27 protein-coding genes and 1 tRNA gene are annotated in these 26913 nt (G+C 33.3%); 8 read left to right on the top strand and 20 right to left on the bottom strand.

All coding sequences use genetic code 11. The annotated features are described in order from the left end of the window. Positions 1-46: 46 nt before the first annotated feature. The 7 genes from ACKOWY_RS00380 to ACKOWY_RS00410 all read right to left on the bottom strand — a co-directional run bounded on the left by ACKOWY_RS00380 (position 47) and on the right by ACKOWY_RS00410 (position 9783). A complete protein-coding gene (locus ACKOWY_RS00380) occupies positions 47-1855 on the bottom strand; it encodes a choice-of-anchor L domain-containing protein (protein WP_408939461.1) in 1809 nt (602 codons plus the stop codon). 332 nt (positions 1856-2187) lie between these two features. Further along, positions 2188-2261 (bottom strand) — tRNA-Asp (locus ACKOWY_RS00385). Positions 2262-2357: 96 nt separating this feature from the next. Further along, a complete protein-coding gene (locus ACKOWY_RS00390) occupies positions 2358-3284 on the bottom strand; it encodes a DUF58 domain-containing protein (RefSeq protein ID WP_408939462.1) in 927 nt (308 codons plus the stop codon). Between the two features lie 109 nt (positions 3285-3393). Continuing rightward, entirely contained in the window at positions 3394-3735 is a 342-nt protein-coding gene (gene trxA / locus ACKOWY_RS00395) for a thioredoxin (protein ID WP_408939485.1), read from the bottom strand. A 79-nt stretch (positions 3736-3814) separates the two neighbouring features. Beyond that, complete coding sequence (gene dnaE, locus ACKOWY_RS00400) at positions 3815-8356, bottom strand: DNA polymerase III subunit alpha (protein WP_408939463.1); 4542 nt, start codon at positions 8354-8356, stop codon at positions 3815-3817. A 164-nt stretch (positions 8357-8520) separates the two neighbouring features. After that, entirely contained in the window at positions 8521-8889 is a 369-nt protein-coding gene (locus tag ACKOWY_RS00405; RefSeq protein WP_353084106.1) for an RNA-binding protein, read from the bottom strand. Between the two features lie 135 nt (positions 8890-9024). Then, on the bottom strand, positions 9025-9783 hold the full coding sequence (locus tag ACKOWY_RS00410; protein WP_408939464.1) for a DUF6252 family protein: 759 nt from the start codon (positions 9781-9783) through the stop codon (positions 9025-9027). 154 nt (positions 9784-9937) lie between these two features. On the opposite strand from ACKOWY_RS00410, the gene ACKOWY_RS00415 reads away from it, so the two are divergent. The 5 genes from ACKOWY_RS00415 to ACKOWY_RS00435 all read left to right on the top strand — a co-directional run bounded on the left by ACKOWY_RS00415 (position 9938) and on the right by ACKOWY_RS00435 (position 14109). Next, the gene (locus tag ACKOWY_RS00415) at positions 9938-10594 is read left to right on the top strand and encodes a 30S ribosomal protein S16 (protein ID WP_408939465.1); all 657 of its coding nucleotides are present in this window, start codon (positions 9938-9940) and stop codon (positions 10592-10594) included. 12 nt (positions 10595-10606) lie between these two features. Further along, a complete protein-coding gene (gene rimM, locus ACKOWY_RS00420; RefSeq protein ID WP_408939466.1) occupies positions 10607-11131 on the top strand; it encodes a ribosome maturation factor RimM in 525 nt (174 codons plus the stop codon). Positions 11132-11272: 141 nt separating this feature from the next. Beyond that, positions 11273-11935 carry a tRNA1(Val) (adenine(37)-N6)-methyltransferase gene (locus ACKOWY_RS00425; RefSeq protein ID WP_408939486.1) on the top strand — a complete coding sequence of 221 codons (663 nt, stop codon included), beginning with the start codon at positions 11273-11275 and terminating at the stop codon, positions 11933-11935. A 128-nt stretch (positions 11936-12063) separates the two neighbouring features. Then, the gene (locus ACKOWY_RS00430) at positions 12064-13242 is read left to right on the top strand and encodes an acyl-CoA dehydrogenase family protein (protein ID WP_408939467.1); all 1179 of its coding nucleotides are present in this window, start codon (positions 12064-12066) and stop codon (positions 13240-13242) included. Between the two features lie 81 nt (positions 13243-13323). Then, entirely contained in the window at positions 13324-14109 is a 786-nt protein-coding gene (locus ACKOWY_RS00435) for a DUF3050 domain-containing protein (RefSeq protein WP_408939468.1), read from the top strand. Positions 14110-14142: 33 nt separating this feature from the next. Here ACKOWY_RS00435 and ACKOWY_RS00440 read toward each other — a convergent pair whose 3' ends face one another. The 10 genes from ACKOWY_RS00440 to trmB all read right to left on the bottom strand — a co-directional run bounded on the left by ACKOWY_RS00440 (position 14143) and on the right by trmB (position 21555). Then, positions 14143-14475, bottom strand: coding sequence for a ferredoxin (locus tag ACKOWY_RS00440; protein WP_408939469.1), 333 nt, complete (start codon positions 14473-14475; stop codon positions 14143-14145). A gap of 5 nt (positions 14476-14480) precedes the next feature. After that, a complete protein-coding gene (locus ACKOWY_RS00445) occupies positions 14481-15533 on the bottom strand; it encodes an NAD(P)/FAD-dependent oxidoreductase (protein WP_408939470.1) in 1053 nt (350 codons plus the stop codon). A gap of 18 nt (positions 15534-15551) precedes the next feature. Next, positions 15552-15791, bottom strand: coding sequence for a NifU family protein (locus tag ACKOWY_RS00450; protein WP_408939471.1), 240 nt, complete (start codon positions 15789-15791; stop codon positions 15552-15554). An 87-nt stretch (positions 15792-15878) separates the two neighbouring features. Beyond that, positions 15879-17009: a P-loop NTPase gene (locus tag ACKOWY_RS00455; RefSeq protein WP_408939472.1), complete on the bottom strand. Its 1131-nt coding sequence runs from the start codon at positions 17007-17009 to the stop codon at positions 15879-15881. A gap of 161 nt (positions 17010-17170) precedes the next feature. Continuing rightward, positions 17171-17677, bottom strand: a complete 507-nt coding sequence (locus tag ACKOWY_RS00460; protein WP_408939473.1) for a YceI family protein — start codon at positions 17675-17677, stop codon at positions 17171-17173. Between the two features lie 108 nt (positions 17678-17785). Then, positions 17786-19168, bottom strand: coding sequence for a hypothetical protein (locus ACKOWY_RS00465; protein ID WP_408939474.1), 1383 nt, complete (start codon positions 19166-19168; stop codon positions 17786-17788). A 20-nt stretch (positions 19169-19188) separates the two neighbouring features. Continuing rightward, complete coding sequence (locus tag ACKOWY_RS00470; RefSeq protein ID WP_408939475.1) at positions 19189-19773, bottom strand: YceI family protein; 585 nt, start codon at positions 19771-19773, stop codon at positions 19189-19191. Positions 19774-19922: 149 nt separating this feature from the next. Continuing rightward, positions 19923-20246: an MGMT family protein gene (locus ACKOWY_RS00475; protein ID WP_408939476.1), complete on the bottom strand. Its 324-nt coding sequence runs from the start codon at positions 20244-20246 to the stop codon at positions 19923-19925. After that, on the bottom strand, positions 20236-20880 hold the full coding sequence (locus ACKOWY_RS00480; protein WP_408939477.1) for a lysine transporter LysE: 645 nt from the start codon (positions 20878-20880) through the stop codon (positions 20236-20238). The genes ACKOWY_RS00475 and ACKOWY_RS00480 overlap by 11 nt, the downstream gene beginning before the upstream one ends. After that, entirely contained in the window at positions 20881-21555 is a 675-nt protein-coding gene (gene trmB / locus ACKOWY_RS00485) for a tRNA (guanosine(46)-N7)-methyltransferase TrmB (RefSeq protein WP_408939478.1), read from the bottom strand. Between the two features lie 148 nt (positions 21556-21703). Between trmB and ACKOWY_RS00490 the strand changes: the two genes are divergently transcribed. Next, positions 21704-22528, top strand: a complete 825-nt coding sequence (locus tag ACKOWY_RS00490; RefSeq protein WP_408939479.1) for a UDP-2,3-diacylglucosamine diphosphatase — start codon at positions 21704-21706, stop codon at positions 22526-22528. Between the two features lies 1 nt (position 22529). Next, positions 22530-23585: a glycosyltransferase gene (locus ACKOWY_RS00495; RefSeq protein WP_408939480.1), complete on the top strand. Its 1056-nt coding sequence runs from the start codon at positions 22530-22532 to the stop codon at positions 23583-23585. Here ACKOWY_RS00495 and ACKOWY_RS00500 read toward each other — a convergent pair. Next, on the bottom strand, positions 23559-24602 hold the full coding sequence (locus ACKOWY_RS00500) for a sensor histidine kinase (protein ID WP_408939481.1): 1044 nt from the start codon (positions 24600-24602) through the stop codon (positions 23559-23561). The two genes, ACKOWY_RS00495 and ACKOWY_RS00500, sit on opposite strands and share 27 nt — an antisense overlap. Before the next feature lie 33 nt (positions 24603-24635). Then, positions 24636-25322: a response regulator transcription factor gene (locus ACKOWY_RS00505; RefSeq protein WP_408939482.1), complete on the bottom strand. Its 687-nt coding sequence runs from the start codon at positions 25320-25322 to the stop codon at positions 24636-24638. A gap of 149 nt (positions 25323-25471) precedes the next feature. On the opposite strand from ACKOWY_RS00505, the gene ACKOWY_RS00510 reads away from it, so the two are divergent. Beyond that, a complete protein-coding gene (locus tag ACKOWY_RS00510) occupies positions 25472-26242 on the top strand; it encodes a T9SS type A sorting domain-containing protein (protein ID WP_408939483.1) in 771 nt (256 codons plus the stop codon). A 157-nt stretch (positions 26243-26399) separates the two neighbouring features. Here ACKOWY_RS00510 and ACKOWY_RS00515 read toward each other — a convergent pair. Beyond that, positions 26400-26913 (bottom strand): T9SS type A sorting domain-containing protein (locus tag ACKOWY_RS00515; RefSeq protein ID WP_408939484.1); only part of this gene is annotated, 514 nt, incomplete at its 5' end.

Here is a 26913-nt window from a genome sequence, read left to right on the forward strand (position 1 = left end):
GCCATCCATTAAAGGATGGCTTTGATTATGTGAAAAACTTAATCAATTAGTTTACAATTATTTTCTTGATTTCCTTTTGATTGGAATCTGATGTTACTTCTACAAAATAACTTCCTTTTGCTACTTCTTTGAGATTTAAAGTTTCAATTGCATTGGCAGAATTGTAATTTTCAGTTTTTATTGTTCTACCAAGCATATCAATTAATCTAATTTGTTTTACAGTTGTATTTCCTGATAACTGAACCGTTAGTTGTTCTCTAGCAGGATTTGGAAAAACACTGAAATTTAAATTTGAAAATTGATCAGAAGCAAGTGCTTCAACTGTCACATCAATAGTTGTAACACCTGCACATTGCCCAGCATTTGGAATAAAAGTATAGGTTTGTGTTCCTAAGGAAGTAGTTGAAATTGATGATGGTGACCAAGTTCCTGTAATTCCATTATTAGACACTGTTGATAAACTATCAGGAGTTGCATTTTGATAATACGGTCCATAAGTGTTAAATAATGGAGCAATAGTTGTATTTACTGTATCTGTTGTTAGAACAAAAGATCTCGTTTCAACGCAACCGGTTGATATTTTTTTAACCCCAGCCCAAATTACTTCTCCATTAGTGCCTACATAATTGGTATTATTGGTTATTGGATTGGTTAAATTTTGTGCATCAGTTTGATTATGATAATAGGTTACTGCATAACCATTTGCTATTAAACCCGTTAATATTACTGGAGTATTGGATGTTAAATTATAAGTAGACCCTTGACATGCTGTTAAATTAGTAGGATTTGTGATGATCATTGGTGCAGCAAACTCAACATTAATACATTGTGTAGTTGGACACGAAATACCCATAGGATAAACAGTAACACATAGTTGCCCTGATTGATTAATAGGCACACATGACCCCGTTACATTTGGTATTGCAACTCCATTTAACGACCACTGATGTAATATTGAATTAGATAATCCAGTACATATTTGCTGTGTAGTTCCATAACAAGGAGCTGATCCATTAGACACTAAAAAATCATTGGGTAAATTCACTAACTGATTAGCATTAAAACTATTAGCTTCAATAAAAACTGCGGAATCAAAAGCATTATCACTCACATTTGCGATTGCTAATTTAATATGATAGGTTTCTCCACATTGAACCGTTGTAGTTGCAGGTAATACCTTGGTGTGACCATCATATTGAGAACCAAAATTAACATTTGGAGTAGATCCAGTACCATTATTTATATAAAAATCTGAATTCAAAACATTGTTTATTGTGTTAATTGTAATTGGAGTATTTGTTGAAGGCAAAACCGCAAGATTTTTAGCATTACCACTAAAAGGACCCGTAATTCCGGGACCGCTAATAAAGAATCCAAAAACGTCATTATAATTTGAATTAACAAATTCTAAATATTCTTCGGAAGCAAAAACAAAATTGAAACTTAAATTTTGTCCAATTGGAACAAAATCAAATTCTATAGATGCTGTATTTCTTACTGTACTAGTGGTTAGCAAAGCTAAATCTGGATCTCCAGTTATTGGGCTAGCAGGCGCCAAACTTGCTCCTGAAAGATCATTAGGCCCTTCAGCAACCATGGAATTCCCAGTAGAAAGGATAATTCCATTAGTAATTCCTACACTTGCTGTTCCATTCGAGAATTTTCCTATTTGATCAACAATCGTATTTGCAGCAGTAGTCGAACCATTAAATTTAATATTGGTTACAGTGACTCCACTTCCTAATAAATAATTTTGAATGTATTCTGCTGGTGTTAAAGCATTATTTCCAACTATAATTTGGGCGTGAATTGTATTAATTGAAATAATAAACACGAAAAGTAGTATTTTTTTCATAGGAAATCTATATGTTAAATAATTGAGCAAAGTATTAATTCATTGCTAATTACAAATATATAATTTTAATTTTAAGTTGATCTCAAAAAAATTAACATTAACAAAAAAAGTGAGTTGAAAGTTATTAAAAGCAAAAAAGCCATCCACAATAAAGTGGAAAGCTTTTCATTGGTCTAACTACTAAACCGTGATGCGAGTTACAAATTCGCATCGAAAACAACACAACTAATTTTGAATGAACTACTGAAAAATAACTATTCAGCACTTGCATTTCATATGCTTTATTGGGCAAAAAAGCACTTTGTTTCCAAAGTGCTTTTTCCCAATTTTAGCGGTCTGGACGGGACTCGAACCCGCGACCCCATGCGTGACAGGCATGTATTCTAACCAACTGAACTACCAAACCTTCGCTTTATTGCGGTTGCAAATATACACCCATTTTTAAAATTAGCAAGTGTTTCAATGCTTTTTTTTATTAATTTTTTACTTGATTTAGCATTAGTTAACCAAACATTTGTTTTTCAGCTAAATATGTAGTCAAGATTTTATCAAAATTTGCCCCAACATTTACAGGAACATACTTGATTTTATTTTGTGCACAAACTAGAGAGAGATTTTTAAAGTAATCTTTCAGATTTTTCTCATACTCCTCTTTTACATTTTCCGCAAATAGATTCACAACTTCTCCAGATTCTACATCTATAAATTTTCTTGGGGTATTGTCAAAGTCAAAATTTAATTCTGTTTTATCATCAATAACATGAAATAAAACTACCTTATGTTTGTTGTGTTTTAAATGCTGTAAGGCGTTGAGTAATTCCTCTTGATTCCCGTCTTGAAACATATCTGTGAAAATAACAATCATCGATCTGCGATGAATTTTTTCTGCCACTTGATGTAAAAAAGTGATGGTATCTGTAGCTTTGGATTGCTTTGGATGATCTAGCAAATCTTCTAGCCTATGTAATAACATTCTATGGTGGCGATCACTTCCTTTTTCGGGAGCATAATATTCATAATTATCCGAAAAAACACTCAATCCAACTGCATCACGCTGCTTTTTCAACAAACTCATAAGCACCGCAGAAGCCAAAACCGAAAATCCGATTTTACTTTCATAAAAATTTTGATTTGCCTCCAACTTTGGATAATGCATGGATGAGGAATTGTCAATTATCAAATGACAACGAAGATTGGTTTCTTCCTCAAATCGTTTGGTAAATAATCGATCTGTTTTGGCAAAAAGCTTCCAATCGATGTGCTTCGTGCTTTCACCGATGTTGTAAATTTTATGTTCGGCAAATTCGGCAGAAAAACCATGAAAAGGTGATTTATGCATCCCCGAAATAAAGCCTTCCACAACTTGGTTAGCCAATAGTTCGAGATGTTTAAATCCAGAAATAAGTTCTTTTTGTTCTTCTATTTTCATAATTCAAATATAATTTGAAAATTTCAAAATGTTTCTATTTCTAATAAATTATATTAATAAAAAAAGGTTCAGCTTTCACTGAACCTTTTAATCTATTTATTTTCTTTAATTATAACAAAGCGTCAATTGCATCGGTATAGGTTTTTTTCGGAGCAACTCCAACTTGACGACCAACTACTTCTCCGTTTTGGAAAATTAATACCGTAGGAATGTTTCTCACACCATATTTCGCAGCAAATTCTTGGTTTGCATCTACATCTACTTTTCCAACTACAGCTTTGCCTTCGTATTCTGAAGAAACCTCATCGATAACTGGTCCGACCATTCTACATGGTCCACACCAGGCTGCCCAAAAATCAACTACTACTGGTTTATCTGATTTTAAAACTACTTCATCAAAAGTAGCATCTGTTATTGCTAATGCCATATCTTTTTTATTAAATTTATTTATGTTTTCGTTTATCTAGGCAAATATAATTAATTATTTTATGGATGAAATGTAACAAGTATTACTTTTCGCTATTTATTAATTAATTTAGTTTATAGTTAACCGGAACTTTATCTAATTCTTCCAATAATTCTTTGGAAATTTTGACTTTCAATTTTCTGCTTGGCATGGCCAATCTTGTAACAACTCTATTCTCTTCAACTGAAATTGGCATATTCACCTCCATGTCGGGCTCGTTTAATTCGGATTCCAAATCAACTGCCACCTCATCCAAATCACCTTCTTCAGATTCAGCAGGAATTGGTAGTGCTACCGGCATATTTTGCTCTAGGATTTTGGTTACTTTTTCTATTTCTAATACTTCAAAATTAACCGAATTCTCTCCAGTATTTGCTTTAAAAAGTTCGCTCAATCTTTGAATTAAATTTGAATTCAAATCTTGAATATTCAAATGAATGGATAACTTTTTGGCGAAAGCCGGCAAAACATCAGCCAAGAATTTTGCGTCTTGAAAGGTAATTCTTGGATCCGATTTTTTTCCGGTGTCCCGATTTACCCAACCGTCTTTTACGCTAATTTTGAAATAAATGAATTGATTGTTGACTAAAAAATGTCGGAATTTCAGATATTCTTCGTCAAATATTCTAAAGTCATGGCTTTCATCATAACCTTCTAAAGTGAAAGAGGCCCAATCTTTACCTTTCTGCCCAGTGCGGTATTGTACATTAGTTACAATCCCTCCAAAAGTTAAGTTTTTACCTACAAGTGGTTCTAAATTTTTTAATTGAGCCAATTTAATATTACAGAAATAGTTCATTTCATATCGATAATCATCCAGTGGATGACCAGAAATATAAATACCAACTACTTCTTTTTCCTTAGCCAGTTTTTCCATCGTACTCCATTCGGCACAAGGAGGCACGATTGGCTCGGCAATTTGTACTTCACTGGCTTCGCCAAACAAACTGACTTGCGATGAATTTTCATTTTCCTGAAATTTCGAACCATAACGAATTGCCTTCTCTAAAAAGGTAATTCCATCTCCATCCAAGTGGAAATATTGCGCGCGATGGGTATCTTCAAAACAGTCGAAGCCACCTGCATATGCTAAACTTTCAAAAGCTTTTTTATTGGCTGCACGCAAATCTATTTTTTTGGCTAAATCAAATATTGATTTATAAGGAGCGTCTTTTCTATTTTGTACAATGGTATCTACGGCATTTGCTCCAACACCTTTTACGGCTCCTATTCCAAATCGAACAGCATAATTATCATTTACCGTAAACTTATAAAACGATTCATTCACATCTGGTCCTAGCACCTTCAATCCCATTCGCTTACATTCTTCCATAAAGAAAGAAACTTGCTTAATGTCGTTCATGTTATTAGACAAAACCGCTGCCATATATTCGGCTGGATAATTGGCTTTTAAATAGGCTGTTTGATAGGCAATCCAAGCGTAACAAGTAGAATGCGATTTATTAAACGCATACTCTGCAAAGGCCTCCCAATCTTTCCAAATTTTCTCTAATTTATCGGCTGGATGTCCTTTAGCTTCCGCTTGAGAAATGAATTTAGGCTTCATTTTGTCAAGTACATCTCGTTGTTTTTTTCCCATTGCTTTACGCAACACATCGGCATCCCCTTTGGAGAACCCTGCCAATTTTTGGGACAAAAGCATTACCTGCTCTTGGTATACGGTAATTCCGTAGGTGTCTTTTAGTAATTCTTCGCAAGCTTCAAGATCATATACAATTTCTTCTTCCCCATTTTTTCGCTTAATAAAACTCGGAATATATGCAATAGGTCCGGGTCTATACAAGGCGTTCATGGCAATCAAATCAGGAAAAACCGTTGGTTTTAATTCCTTCATGTATTTTTGCATTCCCGGACTTTCATACTGGAAAATCCCTACCGTTTCTCCTCTTTGAAAAAGTTCATAGGTTTTAAGATCATCAATTGGAAATTCATCTGGATTGAGCTCAATACCTGTTCTATATTTTACTAATTTAACCGTATCTTTTATCAAAGTTAGGGTCTTCAAACCCAAGAAGTCCATTTTCAATAAGCCGGCACTTTCAACCACCGAGTTATCAAACTGGGTTACATACAACTCCGAATCTTTGGCAGTAGCAACAGGAACGAAATTGGTAATATCGTCTGGAGTGATAATTACCCCGCAGGCATGAATACCGGTATTTCTTAAATTTCCTTCTAAAACTTGCGCTTGCTGAATAGTTTCTCCACCTAAATCACCAGATCTTCCCAGAGCAATTAAATCTTTAACTTTATCAAATTCTTCAGGACGAAGTGCCTTTTTCAAACTGGCTTCATCCATTGAAAATATCTTAGCTAAATTCAAGTTATTAGGAATCAGTTTGGCAATTTTATCCGCTTCAAACAAAGGTAAATCCAATACACGAGCGGTATCTCTAACCGAAGATTTTGCCGCCATGGTTCCGTAGGTAATGATTTGAGCCACCTGTTTTGAACCGTATTTTTGAATTACATAATCCATTACTTTCCCTCTACCTTCATCATCAAAATCAATATCAATATCGGGAAGGGAAACCCTGTCTGGATTCAAGAATCTCTCAAAAAGCAGATTGTACAACAACGGATCAATATTGGTAATTCCCAAACAATAAGCCACAACAGATCCGGCTGCAGAACCCCGCCCAGGGCCAACAGAAACTCCCATTTTTCGGGCTTCGGCAATGAAATCTTGAACAATCAAAAAATATCCTGGATAACCCGAATTTTCAATGGTTAGTAATTCAAAATCAATGCGTTCCTGAATTTCAAGAGTAATGTCTTTGTATCTTCTTTTGGCGCCTTCATAAGTTAAATGATGAAGGTATTTATTTTCACCTCGCTTCCCGCCGTCCTGTTGATCTTCAGCAACGAGAAATTCCTCGGGAATTGAAAATTTTGGTAACAATACTTCACGAGCAAGATCAAAAATTTCAATGCAATCTACAATTTCTGCAATATTTGAAATTGCCTCAGGCAAATCTGCAAAGAGTTGCTTCATCTCTTCGCTCGATTTGAAATAATATTCTTGATTTGGCAAACCGTATCGGAAGCCACGACCTCTACCTATTGGCGTAGATTGCTTTTCTCCATCTCGAACACAAAGCAAAATATCATGGGCATTGGCGTCTTTTTTATCAATATAAAAGGTATTATTGGTAGCCACTAATTTCACATTGTGCTTTCTGGCTAATGTAATCAAGGAAGCGTTTACTCGGTTTTCATCCTCTTGATTGTGGCGCATTAATTCGATATAGAAATTGGCGCCAAACTGTTCTTTCCACCAAAGTAATGCCTCTTCTGCTTGATTTTCTCCAAGATTCAGCACTTTGTTTGGAACCTCACCATACAAACTTCCCGAAAGAACAATAATGTCTTCTTTATATTGTTTGATTATATCTCTATCAATTCTAGGAACATAATAAAACCCATCTGTGTAAGCTATAGAAGCCATTTTGGCTAAATTGTGGTATCCCTTTTTATTCTTGGCTAAGAATACCACCTGAAACCCATTGTCTTTTCGAGTTTTATCTTTATGATTTTCACAAACAAAAAATTCGCAACCTAAAATTGGCTTAATCGTAATTTCTTCTGGAGTATTTCCAGCCTCAATTGCGGCTTTGTTTTTTGCTTCCGCAGATTTGTTATGGTACAGAATGTCCCTCACAAAGTGGAAGGCTCCCATCATATTTCCCATATCGGTCATTGCAACCGCCTGCATTTTATTCTTTACTGCCGCAGCAACTAAATCTTTGACAGAAACGGTTGATTGTAATACCGAAAATTGGGTGTGATTGTGCAAATGAACAAACTCCGAGTCCACAAGAATTTGTTTGTTTTCGGTAAGCGTTTCATTTGAAATTGGAACATGGTCTTTATCACCAAATTGTTGTCTTATCTTACTAGAAGCCTCTTTAAGATTAACATGTTGTAACCCAATTAAAGAAATTGTCTTGGGATTTTTTAATTTAAATTCTTCAAAATATTCTGAAGTAACTCCAAGTTCTTCTTTGGTAAATTGTTGAGTTCGTATTAATTCGAAAAAACATCTCGTGGTTGCTTCAACATCGGCAGTAGCATTGTGAGCTTCTGCAAAAGGTTGCCCAAAAAGATATTGGTGTAATTCGGTTAAAGTGGGTAATTTAAACTTTCCTCCCCTTCCTCCCGGAAGCTGTAACAAAGAAGCGGTTACTTCGGTACAGGTATCAAGTATTGGCATTGAAGACATGGGTGACTGAATTCCCATTCGATGGAATTCGCAGCCCATAATATTCACATCAAAACCAAGATTTTGCCCAACAATAAATTTAGCTTTGGAAAGCGAAATATTAAATTTCTCTAGCATTTCAGCTAAAGAAATTCCTTGTTGTTGCGCTAGTTCGGTAGAAATTCCGTGAACGCTTTCGGCATCATACGGAATATTAAAACCCTCGGGTTGTATTAAATAATCTTGATGCTCCACAAGATTTCCCATTTCATCATGCAGCTGCCAAGCAATTTGAACGCATCTTGGCCAATTATCTGTGTCGGTAATTGGTGCTGCCCATTTTTTAGGAAGTCCGGTGGTTTCGGTATCGAATATTAAATACATCTGAAAGTAATAAGTAAATAGGGATTGGTAATTAGCTAAAAAACTAACATCCAATTACAACTTCAAAAGTACATTTTAAGGAGTGAATTTTCAATTTTAGTTATTAACAAAAAAAAAACATCCGAAAAATCGAATGGTTTTTGTAGTATAATAAGCTTGAAAAACTAGTATCTTCCTCTGTTACCGTCACCACTGTTTCTATCGTTGTAGCTTCCGCCACCACGAGAATTACCTCCACCATTGTAACCACCGCCTGAACGGTTGTTAGAAAAAGATCTTCTTTCTCCTTCTGGTTTTGGCTCTGATTTGTTTACTACAATTGTACGGCCTTCAACAGTTGCTCCGTTCAATTCAGCAATTGCTTTTTCAGCTTCTGCATCGTTTTCCATTTCAACAAATCCGAATCCTTTACTTCTTCCAGTAAATTTATCAGTAATAATTTTAACAGAACTAACCGATCCGTACACTTCAAAAGACTCTCTCAAATCTGCTTCCTCTATACTCCAAGGAAGACTTCCAACAAAAATATTCATATTTATTTTTTAAAATTCCTTACAAATGTACTCATAATAAATGGGGTATGTGTAGTATTAAGGTTTTATTATGATTAATAAATAAAAAACCCATTTGTTTCCAAATGGGTTTGCACTCTATTTATATAAATTTCTTTATGGAATTGCTTGAATAGGTAGTTTATAAAAAGTACCGTATTGGAAATTCACTAACTCTCCTCCTAAAGGATTTCCACTGGTATTTACAGCGTTGAATTTAAAATTTCCGGATACTGTATCGCCCGTATATTCAGTGATATTCACTTCACCATTACTTCCTTCAACATTTAATACTGCAATTTTAGCATTAGCTCCACCACCCAAAATTGTAACTACATCACCCGTTTTATATCCGGTTCCTGGCGAAGCAACTTTAACAGAAGTTACATGACCTGCAGCATTTGCTATAACATTAAGGGTTAATCCACTTCCTGTTCCTGTGCTGGTTGTAGCGTGAGAATTTCCGCACACATATACTCCGTTTAATAAATTACAATCTGTAGAATATCCTGTTCCTTCATTAATCATGTAATTGTACATTTTAGCAACTGGACCAGTAATGTTATTTGTACGATAAGACAACGCTAATCCATTAAATGTAGAACTGTAAGCAGCATTGGTAGATAAATCATTTGTTCCAAAGTAGTAGGTTCCAACATTTGCATTTGAAATATTTATTTCTACTTTTTCATCTTGAGCTAAAGCTACAAAAGAAAGGTCACCAGTAAAAGCAGATCGGGTTGCCTTCACGTCTAAGGCTCTAAATAAATTTCCGTCACGGTAAGCTTGAAAACCAGGATTATTGAATTTCACATCGGTAGTACACGACAAAGTAGCGAATAATACTACAATTAGGGAAACTATTTTTTTCATCATTAATAATAATTAGTAATTACAAAAATAGTTTTTTTTGCAATAATTCCAAGTCAAACTATTTTTTTTATTTACAATTAGTTAGAATCAAAAAGTTTTATATCTTTGCACCCTTAATTAACCGAGGTCGAGAACCTCAATTTAATCATTTAGATTTATGTCAGTAAAAATTAGATTACAAAGACACGGTAAAAAACAAAAACCTTTTTACTGGATCGTAGCAGCAGATGCTCGCGCGAAAAGAGACGGTAGATTCCTTGAAAAAATAGGAACTTACAATCCAAACACTAATCCTGCAACTATTGAATTACACCTTGACCAAGCGGTACAATGGTTACACAATGGTGCTCAACCAACAGACACAGCTAGAGCTATCCTTTCTTATAAAGGTGCTTTATTGAAACACCAACTAGATGGAGGAGTTCGTAAAGGAGCTTTAACTCAAGAGCAAGCAGATGCTAAACTTGAAGCTTGGATTAAAGAGAAAGCTACTAAAGTTGAAGCTAAAAAAGAAACTTTAACTAAAGCACAAAAAGATGCTAAAGCTAAAGCTTTGAAAGCGGAACAAGCTGCTAACGAAAAAAGAATTAATGCTGCTGCTGAAGCTTTAAAAGCTGCTGAAGCACCAGAAGTAGTAGAAGAAGAGGTTGCTGAAGTTGCTGAAGAAACTGCTACAGAAGAAGTAGTAGCTGAAGTTGCTGCTGAAGAAGAAGTAGCTGAAGAGGCTCCTGCTGCTGAAGTTACTGAAGAAGAAGCTGCTCCTGCTGAAGAGGCTGCTCCTGCTGAAGAAAATAACGAAGAAACAGAGGCTTAATATCTTGCAATAATGCGTAAAGAAGATTGTTTCTATTTAGGCAAAATTGCAAAAAAATTTAGTTTCAAAGGCGAAATCTTAATCTATTTAGATACAGATGAGCCAGAGTTATATGAAAATATGGAATCGGTTTTTGTTGAATTCAACAAAAACTTGGTTCCATATTTTATTGAAAATTGCAACCTTCACAAAGGCGATTTTCTTCGAGTTAAATTTGAAGATGTTGACAACGAAGCAGATGCCGATGAAATTATTGGTTGTGAAATTTACCTTCCTTTAAACATGTTGCCAAAACTAGAAGGCAACAAATTTTACTTTCATGAAGTAATTGGTTTTGAAATTGAAGACCAACGATTGGGAGTATTTGGAAAAATTGTTTCCATTAACGATACTTCGGCTCAACCACTTTTTGAAGTAGTAAATGGATCCGTTGAAATTTTGGTTCCTATGATTGATCAATTTCTTGTAAAAATAGATAGGACCAACAAGAAAGTCATCATGAACCTCCCAGAAGGATTAGTAGAAATGTATCTTTAAAGATTTTTAGATTCGCTACGCTTTTATATTATTAGAAACGCCTGCGACTTAGGAAATATCTAAATTGTCTAATATTCTAAAAAGTCTCAATTGTCCAAATTCCAATTCAAACAATTCTCTGTATCCCAAGACCGATGTGCCATGAAAATTGGAACAGACGGAGTTTTACTTGGTGCTTGGTGCCCTATAGAGAACAATCCGTATTCTGTTTTAGATATTGGTGCAGGAACCGGAATATTATCTTTAATGCTAGCCCAACGAAGTAATGCCGAACAGATTGATGCCCTTGAAATAGACGAAGATGCCTACGAACAATGTGTAGAAAACTTCGAAAATTCACCTTGGGGAGATCGATTATTTTGTTTTCATGCCGGTTTGGATGAATTTGTTGAAGAGCCAGAAGACGAATACGACCTCATCGTTTCCAATCCTCCTTTTTATTCGGAAGATTATAAAACCGAAAATAAGCAACGTGACTTAGCACGCTTTAAAGATGCATTACCTTTTGAAGAGTTAGTTGAAGCAGCCCACTTATTACTGTCTGAAAACGGAATTTTCGCAGTAATCATTCCTTTTAAAGAAGAAGAAAAATTTATTGATTTGTGTGCCGAAGTAGAACTGTTTCCTATAAAGGTGACTCGTGTAAAAGGCACCCCAACTACCGAAATTAAACGAAGTTTATTAGCTTTCAAACGCTATGAGCTAAGTACTTTAACTGCAGATGAATTGGTTATTGAAACGGCCCGACACCAATATACAGAGGAATATATAGAATTAACCAAAGCATTTTATCTAAAAATGTAAATTCTATTATTGTCATTATTTGACTTGATTTTTCGAAATAAATTATCATATCATTAAAAATTATAACATTCGTTGAATGAAATACTAAATTTGTTTATGTAAATTTGTGTCATCAAAAAAACAATCGAATGAAACCAGATTTATTTCAAGCTCCCGATTACTACTTGTTAGACGATTTGCTAACTGAAGAACATAAATTAGTTCGCGATTCTGCCCGTGCCTGGGTAAAACGTGAAGTTTCTCCAATCATTGAAGAGTATGCTCAAAGAGCAGAATTTCCGAAACAAATTATTAAAGGTTTGGGTGAGATTGGTGGATTTGGCCCTTATATTCCAGAAGAATATGGCGGAGCAGGATTGGATCAAATTTCTTATGGTTTAATCATGCAAGAAATTGAAAGAGGGGATTCTGGAGTTCGTTCTACTTCTTCTGTTCAATCTTCGTTGGTGATGTATCCTATTTGGAAATTCGGAACCGAAGAGCAACGAATGAAATATTTGCCAAAATTAGCAACCGGAGAATTCATGGGTTGTTTCGGCTTGACCGAACCCGATCATGGTTCTAATCCTAGCGGAATGGTAACTAATTTTAAAGATATGGGTGACCATTATTTATTGAATGGAGCCAAAATGTGGATTTCCAATGCACCATTTGCTGATGTAGCAGTGGTTTGGGCTAAAAATGAAGAAGGAAGAATTCACGGACTTATTGTGGAACGTGGAATGGAAGGATTTACAACTCCTGAAACACACAATAAATGGTCACTTCGTGCTAGTGCAACTGGAGAATTGATTTTTGATAATGTAAAAGTTCCAAAAGAAAATTTATTGCCAGGAAAATCGGGTCTTGGAGCACCAATGATGTGTTTGGATTCTGCTCGTTACGGAATTGCTTGGGGTGCTATTGGCGCTGCAATGGATTGCTATGATACCGCATTGCGTTATGCTAAAGAGCGAATTCAATTTGATAAACCAATCGCTGGAACCCAATTACAACAAAAGAAATTAGCCGAAATGATAACTGAAATCACCAAAGCACAATTGTTAACTTGGAGATTAGGTGTTTTAAGAAATGAAGGCCGTGCAACAACAGCTCAAATTTCGATGGCTAAAAGAAACAATGTGGATATGGCTATAAATATTGCTCGTGAGGCGAGACAAATATTAGGTGGAATGGGAATTACTGGTGAATATTCTATCATGCGTCACAGTATGAACTTAGAATCGGTAATTACCTACGAGGGCACCCACGACATCCATTTATTAATTACAGGTGCCGATATTACTGGAATTCCTGCATTCAAATAATTGATTAAACAATAATTAAAATTGATATAAAAAGCTTCTCTATAACGAGAGGCTTTTTTATTTTTACGAAAAATAAATAAGATGACTATTTCAACGATAAACGAGAATATTCAGGAATATAAAAATCAATTACTGACGCATAGTTTGTATGAAAAGGTAAAAACAATTGAAGATCTTCATTGTTTTTTAGAAAATCACATTTATGCCGTTTGGGATTTTATGTCGTTGCTTAAAGCATTACAAAGTAAACTTACCTGCACAACAACTCCATGGTTGCCTGTTGGAAATCCACAGGTGCGTTATTTGATTAATGAAATTGTTGTTGCTGAAGAAACCGATTTGGCTATGGACGGTACCCGTCAAAGTCATTTTGAAATGTATTTGGATGCCATGCAACAATGTGGCGCTACTACCAGCGTAGTTACTGAATTTCTTGAGAATGTAAAAAACACACAAAACATATTTGTATCCATCAAGCAAAGTAATTTACATCCTAATGTGAAAGCGTTTTTAGATTTTACTTTTAGAGTAATTGAAGAAGGAAAAGCACACAAAATTGCAGCCGCTTTTACCTTTGGAAGAGAAGATTTGATTCCGAGTATGTTTACCGAAATATTGAAGAATTTTCAATCGAATTTTCCAGAAACTGATTTGTCAAAATTGATTTATTATTTTGAAAGACACATCGAATTGGATGCCGACGAACATGGACCAATGGCAATGCAAATGATTTCTGAATTATGTGGTTCAAGTGAAACAAAATGGAGTGAAGTTGAAGAAGTTTCTGTCGAAGCATTACAAAAACGAATCGGACTTTGGGATGCCATTGAGGAACAAATGACCAAAAAAGAATTGGAACTAATTTAAACAAAAAAGCGAGAATTTATCTCGCTTTTTTGTTTATTGCTCTGGAGCTATCTCTAATTCAAGTCCATCGATATCCTCTGTAATTTGAATTTGACATCCAAGCCTGCTATTGGATTTTACATGATAAGCATCTAACAACATGGCCTCTTCGTCGTCATTGCGTTCTGTCTTTAACACATCATTCAAAACATAGCATTGGCATGAGGCACACATTGCCATACCACCACAAACACCTACAGTGCCTTCTTCAGCTAATTCATACATTCGAATCAACTCCATTACATTCAAGTTCATGTCGGTTGGCGCCTGAACTTCATGTAAAACACCGTTTCTATCGGTAATTTTTATGGTAATATCTTGTGGCATTCTTCTTAATCTATTGATTTTACAACGGCTTTTTCAGCTTCTTTTCGGGTACCGTCAAAACCATCCACTCCGGAAACAGTAGTGTATTTAAGCACGTATTTTTTTCCTGGATTGATTCGTTGGTAAACACTTTGACACATTAATGTGGCTTCATGAAATCCGCAAAGAATTAATTTCAATTTTCCTGGATAAATATTCACATCTCCAATGGCATAAATTCCTGGGATATTGGTTTGATAATCTAGAGCGTTATTTACTTTGATTGCATTTTTTTCTATCTCCAATCCCCAATTGGCAATCGCTCCTAATTTTGGCGTAAGCCCAAATAAAGGAATAAAATAATCGGTTTCTAAAAGTTGTTGGTTGCCCTCGTTTTCAAGTACAATACTTTCTACGTGGTCTTTCCCATTAATAGCAACTACTTCTGCTGGAGTCACTAGATTGATTTTTCCTGCTTTTTTAAGTTCCTGAACTTTTTCAACTGAGTCTAAAGCACCACGGAATTCATTTCTTCGGTGAACCAAAGTCACTTCGGAAGCTACATTAGAAAGAAAAACACTCCAATCTAAAGCGGAGTCACCTCCACCCGCAATTACCACTCGTTTATTACGAAACAATTCGGGGTCTTTTACAAAGTACTCCACTCCTTTTTCTTCATAATAAGCAATGTTATCTAATTGAGGTTTTCTAGGTTCAAAAGTTCCTAATCCACCAGCAATAGCTACTGCTTTTGCATGGTGTTTTGTTCCTTTATTGGTAGTAACAATAAATGTTCCATCCTCTAATGTATCGATAGTTTCGGCAGTTTCGGCAAGTGTAAATCCGGGTTCAAATTGTTTAATTTGCTCCATTAAATTAGTAACTAAATCACCTGCTAAAACTTCGGGGTAACCCGGAATATCAAAAATTGGTTTTTTAGGATATAATTCAGCTAATTGCCCTCCGGGTTGCGGAAGTGCATCTATAATATGGCATTTTAACTGCAATAATCCAGCCTCAAATACAGCAAATAATCCGGTTGGTCCTGCACCAATGATAAGTATATCGGTTTCTATCATTTTTCTAATCCTATTTTACTAGGCGATATTTTCTACAGTTTCTATTTGAGGAGCGTATTTTTTAATAGTAGTTTCAACACCTGCTTTTAGTGTCATTTGATTTACGCTACAACTAGTGCATGCCCCTTGAAATTTCACTTTCACATGTTTTTGATCTTCTATCGAAATCAAACTAATATCGCCGCCATCGGAATTCAAGAAAGGTCGAATTTCCTCAAGTGCTTTTTCGATATTTAAAGTCAACTCTTCGTGTGTCATAATTTTGACATTTTAGATTAATTGGATTTTTAGACTACTTAGAAATTTAGTTCTTTAGACATTAAAGAGATCTAAAAGCCTTATTGACTATTTCTTTACTGCAGAACAACCTGCCATTGTTGTAATTTTAATTGCTTCTGTTGGCGCCAAATTTTCATTGCGTTTCACAGTTTCTTCAACCACGTTTCTTGCTATTTCTTCAAATACAATTTCCAAAGGCGAATCGGTTTGTAAAGCTGCTGGACGACCATAATCTCCGGCTTCACGAATGCTTTGTACTAACGGAACTTCTCCTAAAAAAGGTACTTTTAAATCTTCTGAAAGATTTTTTGCTCCTTCTCTTCCGAAGATATAATATTTGTTTTCTGGTAATTCTTCTGGTGTGAAGTAAGCCATGTTTTCAATAATTCCTAATACCGGAACATTGATGCTATCGGCCATAAACATAGAAACTCCTTTTCTTGCGTCTGCAAGGGCAACCGCTTGAGGCGTACTTACTACAACCGCTCCTGTGATAGGCATTGATTGCATAATCGACAAGTGAATGTCCCCTGTTCCTGGAGGTAAATCGATAAGCATAAAATCCAGTTCACCCCAATCGGCATCAAAAATCATTTGATTTAATGCTTTGGCAGCCATTGGTCCTCTCCAAATCACTGCCTGACTTGGGGATGTGAAAAATCCAATGGAAAGTAATTTTATTTCATAACTTTCAATAGGTTTCATTTTAGACTTGCCATCCACTTCAATAGAAATTGGTTTTTCATTTTCTACATCAAACATGATCGGCATACTTGGCCCGTAAATATCGGCATCTAAAACACCAACTTTAAAGCCCATTTTTGCTAAAGAAACTGCAAGGTTTGCTGTAATTGTAGATTTACCAACACCTCCTTTACCTGAAGCCACCGCAATAATATTACTAATTCCTGGGATGGCTTTCCCTTTTATTTCATTCGGATTTTCTTTAGCTTCAACTTTGATATTTACTTTTACCTCAGCCTCTTTCGAAAATTGTTCGTGAATTAATTTTTTTATATCGTCTTCAGCACGCTTTTTTATGTGCATGGCTGGAGTAGAAAGTACTAAATCAACCACTACTTCATTTCCAAAAGTGATGACATTTTTTACTGCACCACTCTCAACCATGTTTTTCCCTTCACCAGCAATAGTAATGGTTTCTAACGCTTTAAGGATTTCTTTTCTATCTAGTTTCATTTTTTTTTGATAATAAAATCTAACTATCTTATTAAGATTGATTTTAGATTGCAAAGGTAATAGTTATTTACAGAAAAATATCATTTTTTATAAATTCTATACCTATAAAACATAAAAAAAAGCAGCTGTAAAACAGCTGCTTTAACTAACTAAAAAATAAATCAATAAAGTAAAAATAAATTAAAATTGATGTCAACGTTTTCTTCGACTTGAATCAAACCAAACATTTTTTTTGGCGATTTTAAATTAAAATCTTTGATATTCAACTTTAAAGTTCCTTTTACATTATTATTTTTTTCATTGAAAGTAGTGGGGACTAAATAATCTTTAGTTTTTCCAGCAATTTCAATTTCAATTCGTGTAATTAAATTAGAATTCTCGATTTCTATTTCTTTCAGTTGAATATTAATTGTGTTATAACTATCTGCTTTTAAAGTAGTTTTAAAATCTTTAGTTATCAAATTGTTACAACAATCAAAACCATTACTGCTAATAGAAATCTTAGCATTATTGAGATAAATAATATTATCGGTACTTTTTACTGAAGTAACTAAAATCTCTTCATCTAGTAAATTAGAATTGTATTTGCATTGAAATGAATTAATATTTGATTTGCCGCAAATTGAAACTTCACTTTTAGGTGAAATTTTAACTTTGGTCTTAGTCATAGAATTAAAACTAATTAGAAATAACCCAAATACAACTATACAAATACTAATAAATTTCATGACTTTAAAAAGAGAAAAGCCGAAGCTTTTCTCTTGTATTTATATTAATTAGAACGTAATTACAGATTCAAACATTAATCCATTGAATTTACCATTATATAAATCATTTGGATTACCACTTACAAATTGAGAGTAGTTATTATAAGTTTGATTAATATACGCCAATTTTGCTAGTATATTTTTAGTCATAAACCAACCACCACTTAATTCTACTCTATTAATGCTTATAGCATTAGCATCTGCATTAGCTAATTTTCCAGTAACTGTATTGTATTTAGCACCTAGATATAAATTTTCTGTTTTACCAAATCTATATACAACATCGCCAGAATATTGATTTACGGTACGTTTATCATCATTCCCTTTTACATCGCCACCTGAAGCTAGTTCAAAAGTTCCAAAAAATTCTAATCCTTTGTATTTCAAAAATGGATTAATCATTATTGAAGTTGCCCAGTTTCCAAATCCAGGATTAAATCTTCCAGTATCTTTATTTGCAGTCACGTCAAAGTTATTTGCAACAGCACCAGCAACACCTGTGTATGCTTGGTGAGACATTACTCCATAATAGTGACTTCCCGCTCTATCAGAAGAATATAAATTACTACTCATATTAGAAACATGGTATAAAGATCCAGTTAATCTTACTCTTAAATCTTTATCTAATTGTTTGTCATAACCAAATTTTGCTAAGATAGTTGGACTAATAGTGGTGTTTTGATTTGGTAATGCTACAGTAGCTGTTGAAGGTACAATTTCTGCAACACTTTGATTTAATTTAGAATTCGTAACACCTAACATGCTAACCCATCCGCTTCTATTATAGTATACTTCTATACCTGGCTCTGTTGTGAATGCGTCCATTACATTATTTTCAATAAATGGATTCACTAATGCACTTCCATTATCTGATCTTCTAAAATGTGCATCTCCATAGTTATTTTCCATTTGACCTATTTTAATAGTAGCATATTTCATGAAGTCTTTAAGGAAATCTTTTTTAATAAAATCTAATTTATCAATTTGCAAATACCCTCCTTTAACCCAAGTTTCATTGTGGTGTCTTGCAGAAAGATATAAATCCAAATGCACTCGAACTCCATCGGCTAATTGAGCTCCAAAGGTCATGTTGGCAATTGGTAGGTTTAAATTATTTGCTAAATCATTTAAACGATAATTTGCTATTGGTGCTGATAAGTTTTCTTGTCCATTAAATGAATTTAATGCCTGAAATTGTAATGCAAATGCGCCGCCCATATAAACACTTAATCCTTTAAAAGGGACGCTGTCTTTTTTTACATCAAACTTATTTATTCCGTCTTTGTCTCTTGGGATGCTATTTTGAACATTCCCAAAAGTAGTTTGAGCATTACTATTGGTACTTAAAAATAGTAGAGTTACCAATAAAGAGAATTTAATAATTGTTTTCATAATATTGATTTTTAATTTGTTTAATTATAAGTTACTTTAAAATCTGCGGTTACATCTGGCCCTGTTTTTATAGTTCCGAAGAGTGCTGTAGGTGGAACTACTTTATATTGAGTCATTGTAATTTTTGTTTTACCTGAGAGAGTTATTTTTTTTCCAGTAATTACAGCTGTAAAAATTTGATTTATGTTTCTTGTAGTTCCTGCTATACTTAAATCTCCCTGCACTTCAATGGTGTAAGTGGTTGAAGAAACTTTAGTGATTTTTGAAACATTGGTAAGCTTATAGTTGATGGTTTTGTATTTTTTAGTATTTAATGCTTTAAAGGTGTTTTCATCCATTCCAGATCGGCCACTTAGCAATTGTTCAGAATCTACTACAAAATCTAAATTTTTAATATCTGAAAGTATAGAATTATCAAAAATAAAAGTTGCTTTACCGCTCATTGCATTAGCAACTATATCCCAATCATGTAAATTAGAAGTACCAAATACGGTTAATTTACTTTCAGCTAAAATTAATTTAGATTCTTGAGCGAAAAAAAAGGTTGGAAGAAGTAATAGAAATGCAACTAAGGCATTTTGCAAGTTTTTTTTAAAAGTATCCATCGCAGTATTCGTTTAATATTATACTGCAAATTTCTACTGAATTAAAAGGGTAATATATGACTTTTGTCAGTTTCGAATAAAAAAGTCAAAAAAATCTAAAAAATTGATTTCGAAAACGTTTGAAATGAAAAAAATAATCAAAACTATTTTTATATGTTGACTTCTGGCTCCCAAAAAACCGAGTCAAAATCTAAAATTTGATTGTTCTCTACTTTAATTCCTTCGTTTTCTAATAGTTGTTGCATCAAGTTGGTTCCTTGAAAATGGTGTTTACCAGTAAGTAGTCCATTTCGATTAACCACTCGATGAGCCGGCACATCGGCTCTATTATGGGAAGCGTTCATTGCCCAACCTACCATTCTAGCAGATCGAGCTGTGCCTAATGCTTTGGCGATAGCACCATAGGAAGTGACTCTACCTTCAGGGATTTGCTTTGCAATAGTGTAAACTCTTTCAAAAAAATTATCTTCCATTAAAGTACATTTTCAAAAGATGAAATAAGGTAAATAGTGCTACTATTCCGGTTATGGTTCCTATCATTTTATTCATGTTAGCAATAAAATAATCGGCTTTGCTTTTCATTTTGTTAAATAAAACAACATACAAATAAAAGACCAAACTAGATCCTAAAACAACACCTAATACAAACAGAATTTCTTGAAGTAATTCAAATTTTAATAAATTATAGCTGGCTAGAGTTATGCTAATTAACACATAATAAGGAATAGGAAAAAAGTTAATTACTGAAACCAACATACCAACCAAATACCGGTTGCGTTTAACTTTTATTACCTTGGGTGCTTCGGAAATTACTGCTGTTTTTTTAGCAAATTTTAGAAAATAGATAGACAAAATAACAAAAATTACAAGTCCAATTTCTCTAATTAAAATAATAATATCTTGGTTTCGATTAATGTACTGCGCAAAGAAAACTGAGATAAAGGTTTGCGCTACAATTACCGTTAAAGCCCCAAAAACAAACTTCATTGCCATTTTTTTTCCATCAATAAGGCTAATTTTTGCAGCGGTTAAATTGATTAATCCTGGAGGAATAATCCCAACTACGGCGGCCATAAACCCAAATAAAAATGGAAGGAAAAACTGCATTTATTTTATTTTAAAACGAATATACGTAATTGCTTTATTAATTTCTAAATATTGCTTTTCATAAAAGGTTTGAATACTTGTTACCTCAGCTGGTGCCCCTTCATTTTTATACACATTATGGTTTGCATATTCTACCTCGTGCCCTTCTCCGTGTAACAATCCAAGGGTATATCCGTGCATAAATTCTGAATCGGTTTTTAAGTTTACAACACCATTTGGTTTTAGAATTTTCTTATACATTTTAAGAAATTCAGAGTTGGTCATACGGTGTTTGGTTCGCTTGTATTTTATTTGTGGATCAGGAAAAGTAATCCAAATTTCATCTACTTCACCATCCGCAAAAATATGGTTAATCAATTCGATTTGGGTTCTAACAAAAGCTACATTATGCATCCCTTCTTCAACAGCAGTTTTTGCACCACGCCAAAAACGAGCTCCTTTTATATCAATTCCAATAAAATTTTTATTTGGATAATGTGCGGCCAATCCTACAGAATATTCTCCTTTTCCACAACCTAATTCTATAATAATTGGATTTTGATTTTGAAAAAAATCAGAATTCCACTTTCCTCTTAACGGAAAACTATTACTTACTACTTCTTCTCTTGTTGGCTGAAAAACATTTTGAAATGTTTCGTTTTCTTTAAATCTCTTAAGCTTGTTTTTACTTCCCACGATTTGTTGTCTATTTTTTGGTATAAATTACCATAATTTTAAGATAACAAAACTAAGGAATTAAAAAGTAACACAGTTAAACTTTTAGTAATGTTAAAATAACCTTAACAAAAAACAACATCATTTAATTTGTAGAAAACAATTACACTTGGAAAAAAGAAAAGTTGAATTAGTAGTAATTTCCGATGTGCATTTGGGCACGTATGGTTGTCATGCTAAGGAATTATTAGAATATCTATCTACAATAAAGCCAAAAACATTAATTCTTAATGGAGATATTATAGACATATGGCAATTTAGAAAATCGTACTTCCCTAAAAGTCACTTAAAGGTTATCAAAAAAATAATATCCTTAAGTTCAAAAGGAACTAAAGTGTATTACATTACAGGCAATCACGATGAGTTTTTAAGAAAATTTACCGATTTACAACTTGGAAACATCAGTCTATTAAACAAATTAGTTTTAGAATTAGACGATAAAAAAGCATGGATTTTTCATGGAGATGTATTTGATGCTTCCATAAATCATGCTAAATGGCTAGCCAAACTTGGCGGTTGGGGGTATGATTTATTGATATTATTAAACCGATTTATTAATTGGGTGTTAGACCGATTAAATAAAGAACCTTATTCGTTATCAAAGAAAATAAAAGGAAATGTAAAATCGGCTGTTAAATTTATTTCTAACTTTGAAAATGTATGTATCGAATTAGCTATAGAAAACAAGTTTGATTATGTAATTTGCGGACACATTCATGAGCCAAAATTTGAAAGTGTAGAAACCGAGAAAGGGAAAACAATTTATCTAAATTCTGGCGATTGGATTGAAAATTTAACGGCACTTGAATACAATAAAAAACAATGGCGTTTATATACCCATGAAAAAAAGATAAATACTCCAGAAATTGTTGAAGAATTGGATCATGAAAGCAATTTGGCAGAGCAATTTATTTCTATACTAAACAAAGATTAAGATGAGTAAAAATATATTGGTTGCTCCATTAAATTGGGGATTGGGTCATGCCACGCGTTGTGTTCCAATAATTCAAGAGTTACTAAACAATGGTTTCAATCCGATTATTGCTTCGGATGGAGTGGCATTGGCTTTGCTTAAAAAAGAATTTCCCGATTTAATTGCTCTAGAATTGCCTTCTTATAACATTGAATATTCTAAAAAAGGAGAAAATTTTAAATGGAAATTATTAAAAAATAGTCCGAAAACTATCAAAGGTATTTTATCCGAGCATAAAATAATTGAAAAATGGATTAAAGAATACCAATTAATCGGAGTCATCTCAGACAATAGACTCGGATTGTATACCAATAAAGTGCCTTCTGTTTTTATTACACACCAACTCAAAGTAATGTCTGGAAATACTACTTGGCTAAGTAGTAAAATGCACAGTATTATTATTAATAAATACCAAGAATGCTGGGTTCCTGATGCTGAGGGAACTCCAAATCTATCGGGAAAATTAGGCCATTTAGAAAACACCAATTTAAAAATTAAATACCTTGGTGTATTGAGTCGATTGAATTACAAAAAACTCAAAAAACAATACGATGTAATGGTTTTGCTTTCAGGACCAGAGCCCCAACGAACTATGCTTGAAGAAAAACTACTTTTTGAATTTAAAGAATATCCAAAAAAAGTGGTTTTTGTGAAAGGAAAAGTAGAAGCCGAACAAAAAATGGAGCAAATTGGTAACGTTACGGTCTATAATTATATGCAGGCGACCCAATTGGAAAAAACAATCAATCAAAGTGAAATGGTACTTTCACGATCGGGTTATACTACCGTAATGGATTTGGCAAAACTAAAAAAGAAAGCCTTTTTTATACCTACGCCAGGACAGTTTGAACAAGAATATTTAGCAATACAATTAGCTGAGGACGGATTAGTTCCTACTGCAACGCAAGAGGAGTTCACTATAAAAAATTTAGATTCAATAGATGAATATAAAGGACTTCCAGAAATAAATACAGAGGTAAATTGGAGCGAATTATTCAGCCTTTTCAAGGGTAAATGAAAACTCTGATCCTTTAGAAAATTCACTTTCTACATAGATTTTTTCATTGTGCCCTTCAATGATGTGTTTTACAATAGAAAGACCCAAACCGGATCCTCCTTCGCTTCGAGAGCCACTCTTATCAACTCTAAAAAAGCGTTCAAAAAGTCTTGGAATGTATTGTTGTTCTATACCTTCACCATTATCTTTAACTCTAACAATGATTTTATTCTCAACTAAATCTTCAATTGCTACTTCGGTGGTCCCGTTTTCTTTACCGTATTTAATAGAATTAGTAATTAAATTAGTAAGTACTTGTTGAATTTTTTCCTGATCAGCAAACACATTAATAGGCTTACTGTATTTTCGGTCAAACATTAAAATTATATTCTTGTTGTCTGCTTTCATTTCTAGCAAATCGAAAACATTTTGAATTAACTCAATTATGTTAAAATTGGATTTTTCTAAATTTAATTGTCCCATTTCTAATTTAGAAATCATATCTAAATCTTCCACAATATATATCAGACGTTCCACGCCTTTTTCGGCTCTCTCTACATATTTAACCCTTAATTCTTTATCTTTAATTGCTCCATCGAGTAAGGTAGACAGATAGCCTTGAACTGTAAATAAGGGCGTTTTTAATTCATGCGAAACATTTCCCATGAACTCTCTACGGTATTCCTCTCTTACTTTTAAGTTTTCAATTTCAATTTTTTTATCGGTAGCAAATTTCTTAACCTCTCGAGTTAACGTAGCCATATCGGTAGTTATTGATTGAGAACTGAGGGTTGTAGAGTCTAAAAGAGATACATCATCATAGATTTTTTTAACCCTTTTATAGATAAAATGTTCTACTCTGTATTGCAATACGAAGAAAGAAAATAAAGCTACAGAAACCGAAAATGCCAAGCAAAATTGCCATGAAAAAGCTGAAAAAAGAAACGACAAAATAACTACCAACGCAGTAGAAAAAATGGTAATATAGGTTGTTGAAACTACCGCAAAAGTATAGGTTTTTTTAAAACTTAATGACATTAATATGATGTGAAATTAAAGTATTGTTATAGTTTACAATTCAAATTTATAACCAACCCCTTTGGTGGTTTTAAAATAATCATCGCCAATTTTTTCACGTAATTTTCGAATATGAACGTCTATGGTTCTTCCTCCAACAATTACATCATTTCCCCAAATTTTATCTAGAATTTCTTCTCTTTTAAAAACTTTTCCAGGTTTTGATGCAAGTAAATAAAATAATTCAAATTCTTTACGCGGTAAGACAATTTCAATTTCGTCTTTTATTATTTTATATTCCTCTCTGTTTATTATTATAGGTCCAACCGTAATAGTTTCTGGATTTTTATTTTCGTCACTTTTAAGTCTTCTTAAAAGGGCTTTTACTTTACTTACCAATAACTTCGGTTTAATTGGCTTCGAAATGTAATCATCGGCTCCAGCCTCAAAACCAGCAACCTGAGAATAATCTTCACTTCTTGCTGTTAAAAAAGTAATTATAATATTATTTAATTCTGGGATTTTTCTAATATTTTCACAGGCTTCTATTCCGTCCATTTCTGGCATCATCACATCCATTATGATTAACTGCGGGAGTTCTTTTTTTGCCATTGCAATTGCCTCTTTTCCATTAGAAGCGGTTACAATATTATATCCTTCTTGAGAAAGATTATATCCAACAATTTCAAGGATATCTGGTTCATCATCTACCAATAAAATTTTAATGTCTTTTTTTTTCATAACAGAAGAAATGGTTTTGTTGTGTGAATGTAAAGATAATATAAAACATTAAAAGATATCAAGCTACTTAAAATATAATAACATTATAGTAACATTATAAAAACAAGAAATTAATATATTTAAATTTTTGAATGATTAACAAATAGCTTATGAATCGTAAATATACCTTAGGTTTATTTTTATTACTAAATTTTACAAATGCACAAATAAAAACTACAGGGCTAGTGCCATTAGGAACAGGAGAAATGACTGTTCAAATTGATCTAAATGACACTACTTCTAAAGTAACCGCTACATTATCTGGGCCAGCGGCTAAATGGTTTTCAATAGGACTAAATATAGACTGTATGTGTGTTGCAGATTGCTTACTTTATAAAGATAATACATTTTACGATGCGCAATTACAAGGTGGTCATAATGCCCCAATAATAGACATTGAAAATAATTGGACTCTAATGAACGATGTGGTAAACAATTCGACTAGAACAATTATTATTACAAGAGATTATGCCTCTAGTGATCCTAGTGATTATAATTTTTCTTCAAATATTAATTCGATGAATATAATTTGGGCTTATGCATGTGATGATCCCGCTATTCTTTTTTCACATTGTGATTATTTTGGAGTACAAAATTTGACATTTGTAGAATTAAATTCTTATTCATTTGATAATGAATTATCCAATTTTGGTTTGTTCCCAAATCCTGCTTCAAAAATGATTAACCTGATAACAAGATCTTCTATTGAAATTGAAAAAATCAGTATCTTTAATTCTATTGGACAATTGATTACGACTAAAACTATTGACAACCGTATTTCTAATTATGCTTTAGATATTGCAAATTTAACTAGCGGTTTATATTTTATTGAAATATCAAATTCAAGAAGTAAATCAATAAAAAAGTTTCTTAAACTATAAAAGAATTATTAGTAATGTTAAAAGCCTCGAAAGTTAATTTATTTCGAGGCTTTTTAATTTATATAAATATATTTTTCTTCTGAATCCTTTTGTAACAAATAAAAAAAGCCTCATGAAAATCATGAGGCCTTTTTCAATTTACTAAAAAACCTATTTACTATTTTTTAATGATTCGGAATGATTTAGAAAAATCACCTTGTTTAACTACAACAATGTAAACTCCTGAATTGTAATCGTTACCAAATTCTAGATTGTTAACATTACTATATTCAACCTTTTTCATTTCGATTAATCTTCCTGTCATATCGTATACTCCTACATTTACATCATCTGAAGAATTAGAAGTTAAATATAATTTGAAATTATTTCCAAATGGGTTTGGAGCTAATACTAAGTTCATTTCTGATTCAGTAGCAAAAGTATCATTTGCTAAATTAAAATCAGCTCCAGTAGCAGCGATTGACCCTACAGCTGGTCTGTAATCTAATCCTGTATAAACAGTTGCATTAGTTGCATCGTAAGGATTAATTAATATTCCTGCACTTGCAGTTACAGTTGTATTGTTATTTGCATTATACCAAGTTGTAATATCAAATGTAGAACCTGTATTTACTTGTAATGTTTTTGCAGGTGTAGCAATTCCAGCTAAAATGTTGTTTTTCCATTTTAAT

It is taken from the genome of Flavobacterium sp., assembly GCF_046073885.1.
GTDB lineage: Bacteria > Bacteroidota > Bacteroidia > Flavobacteriales > Flavobacteriaceae > Flavobacterium.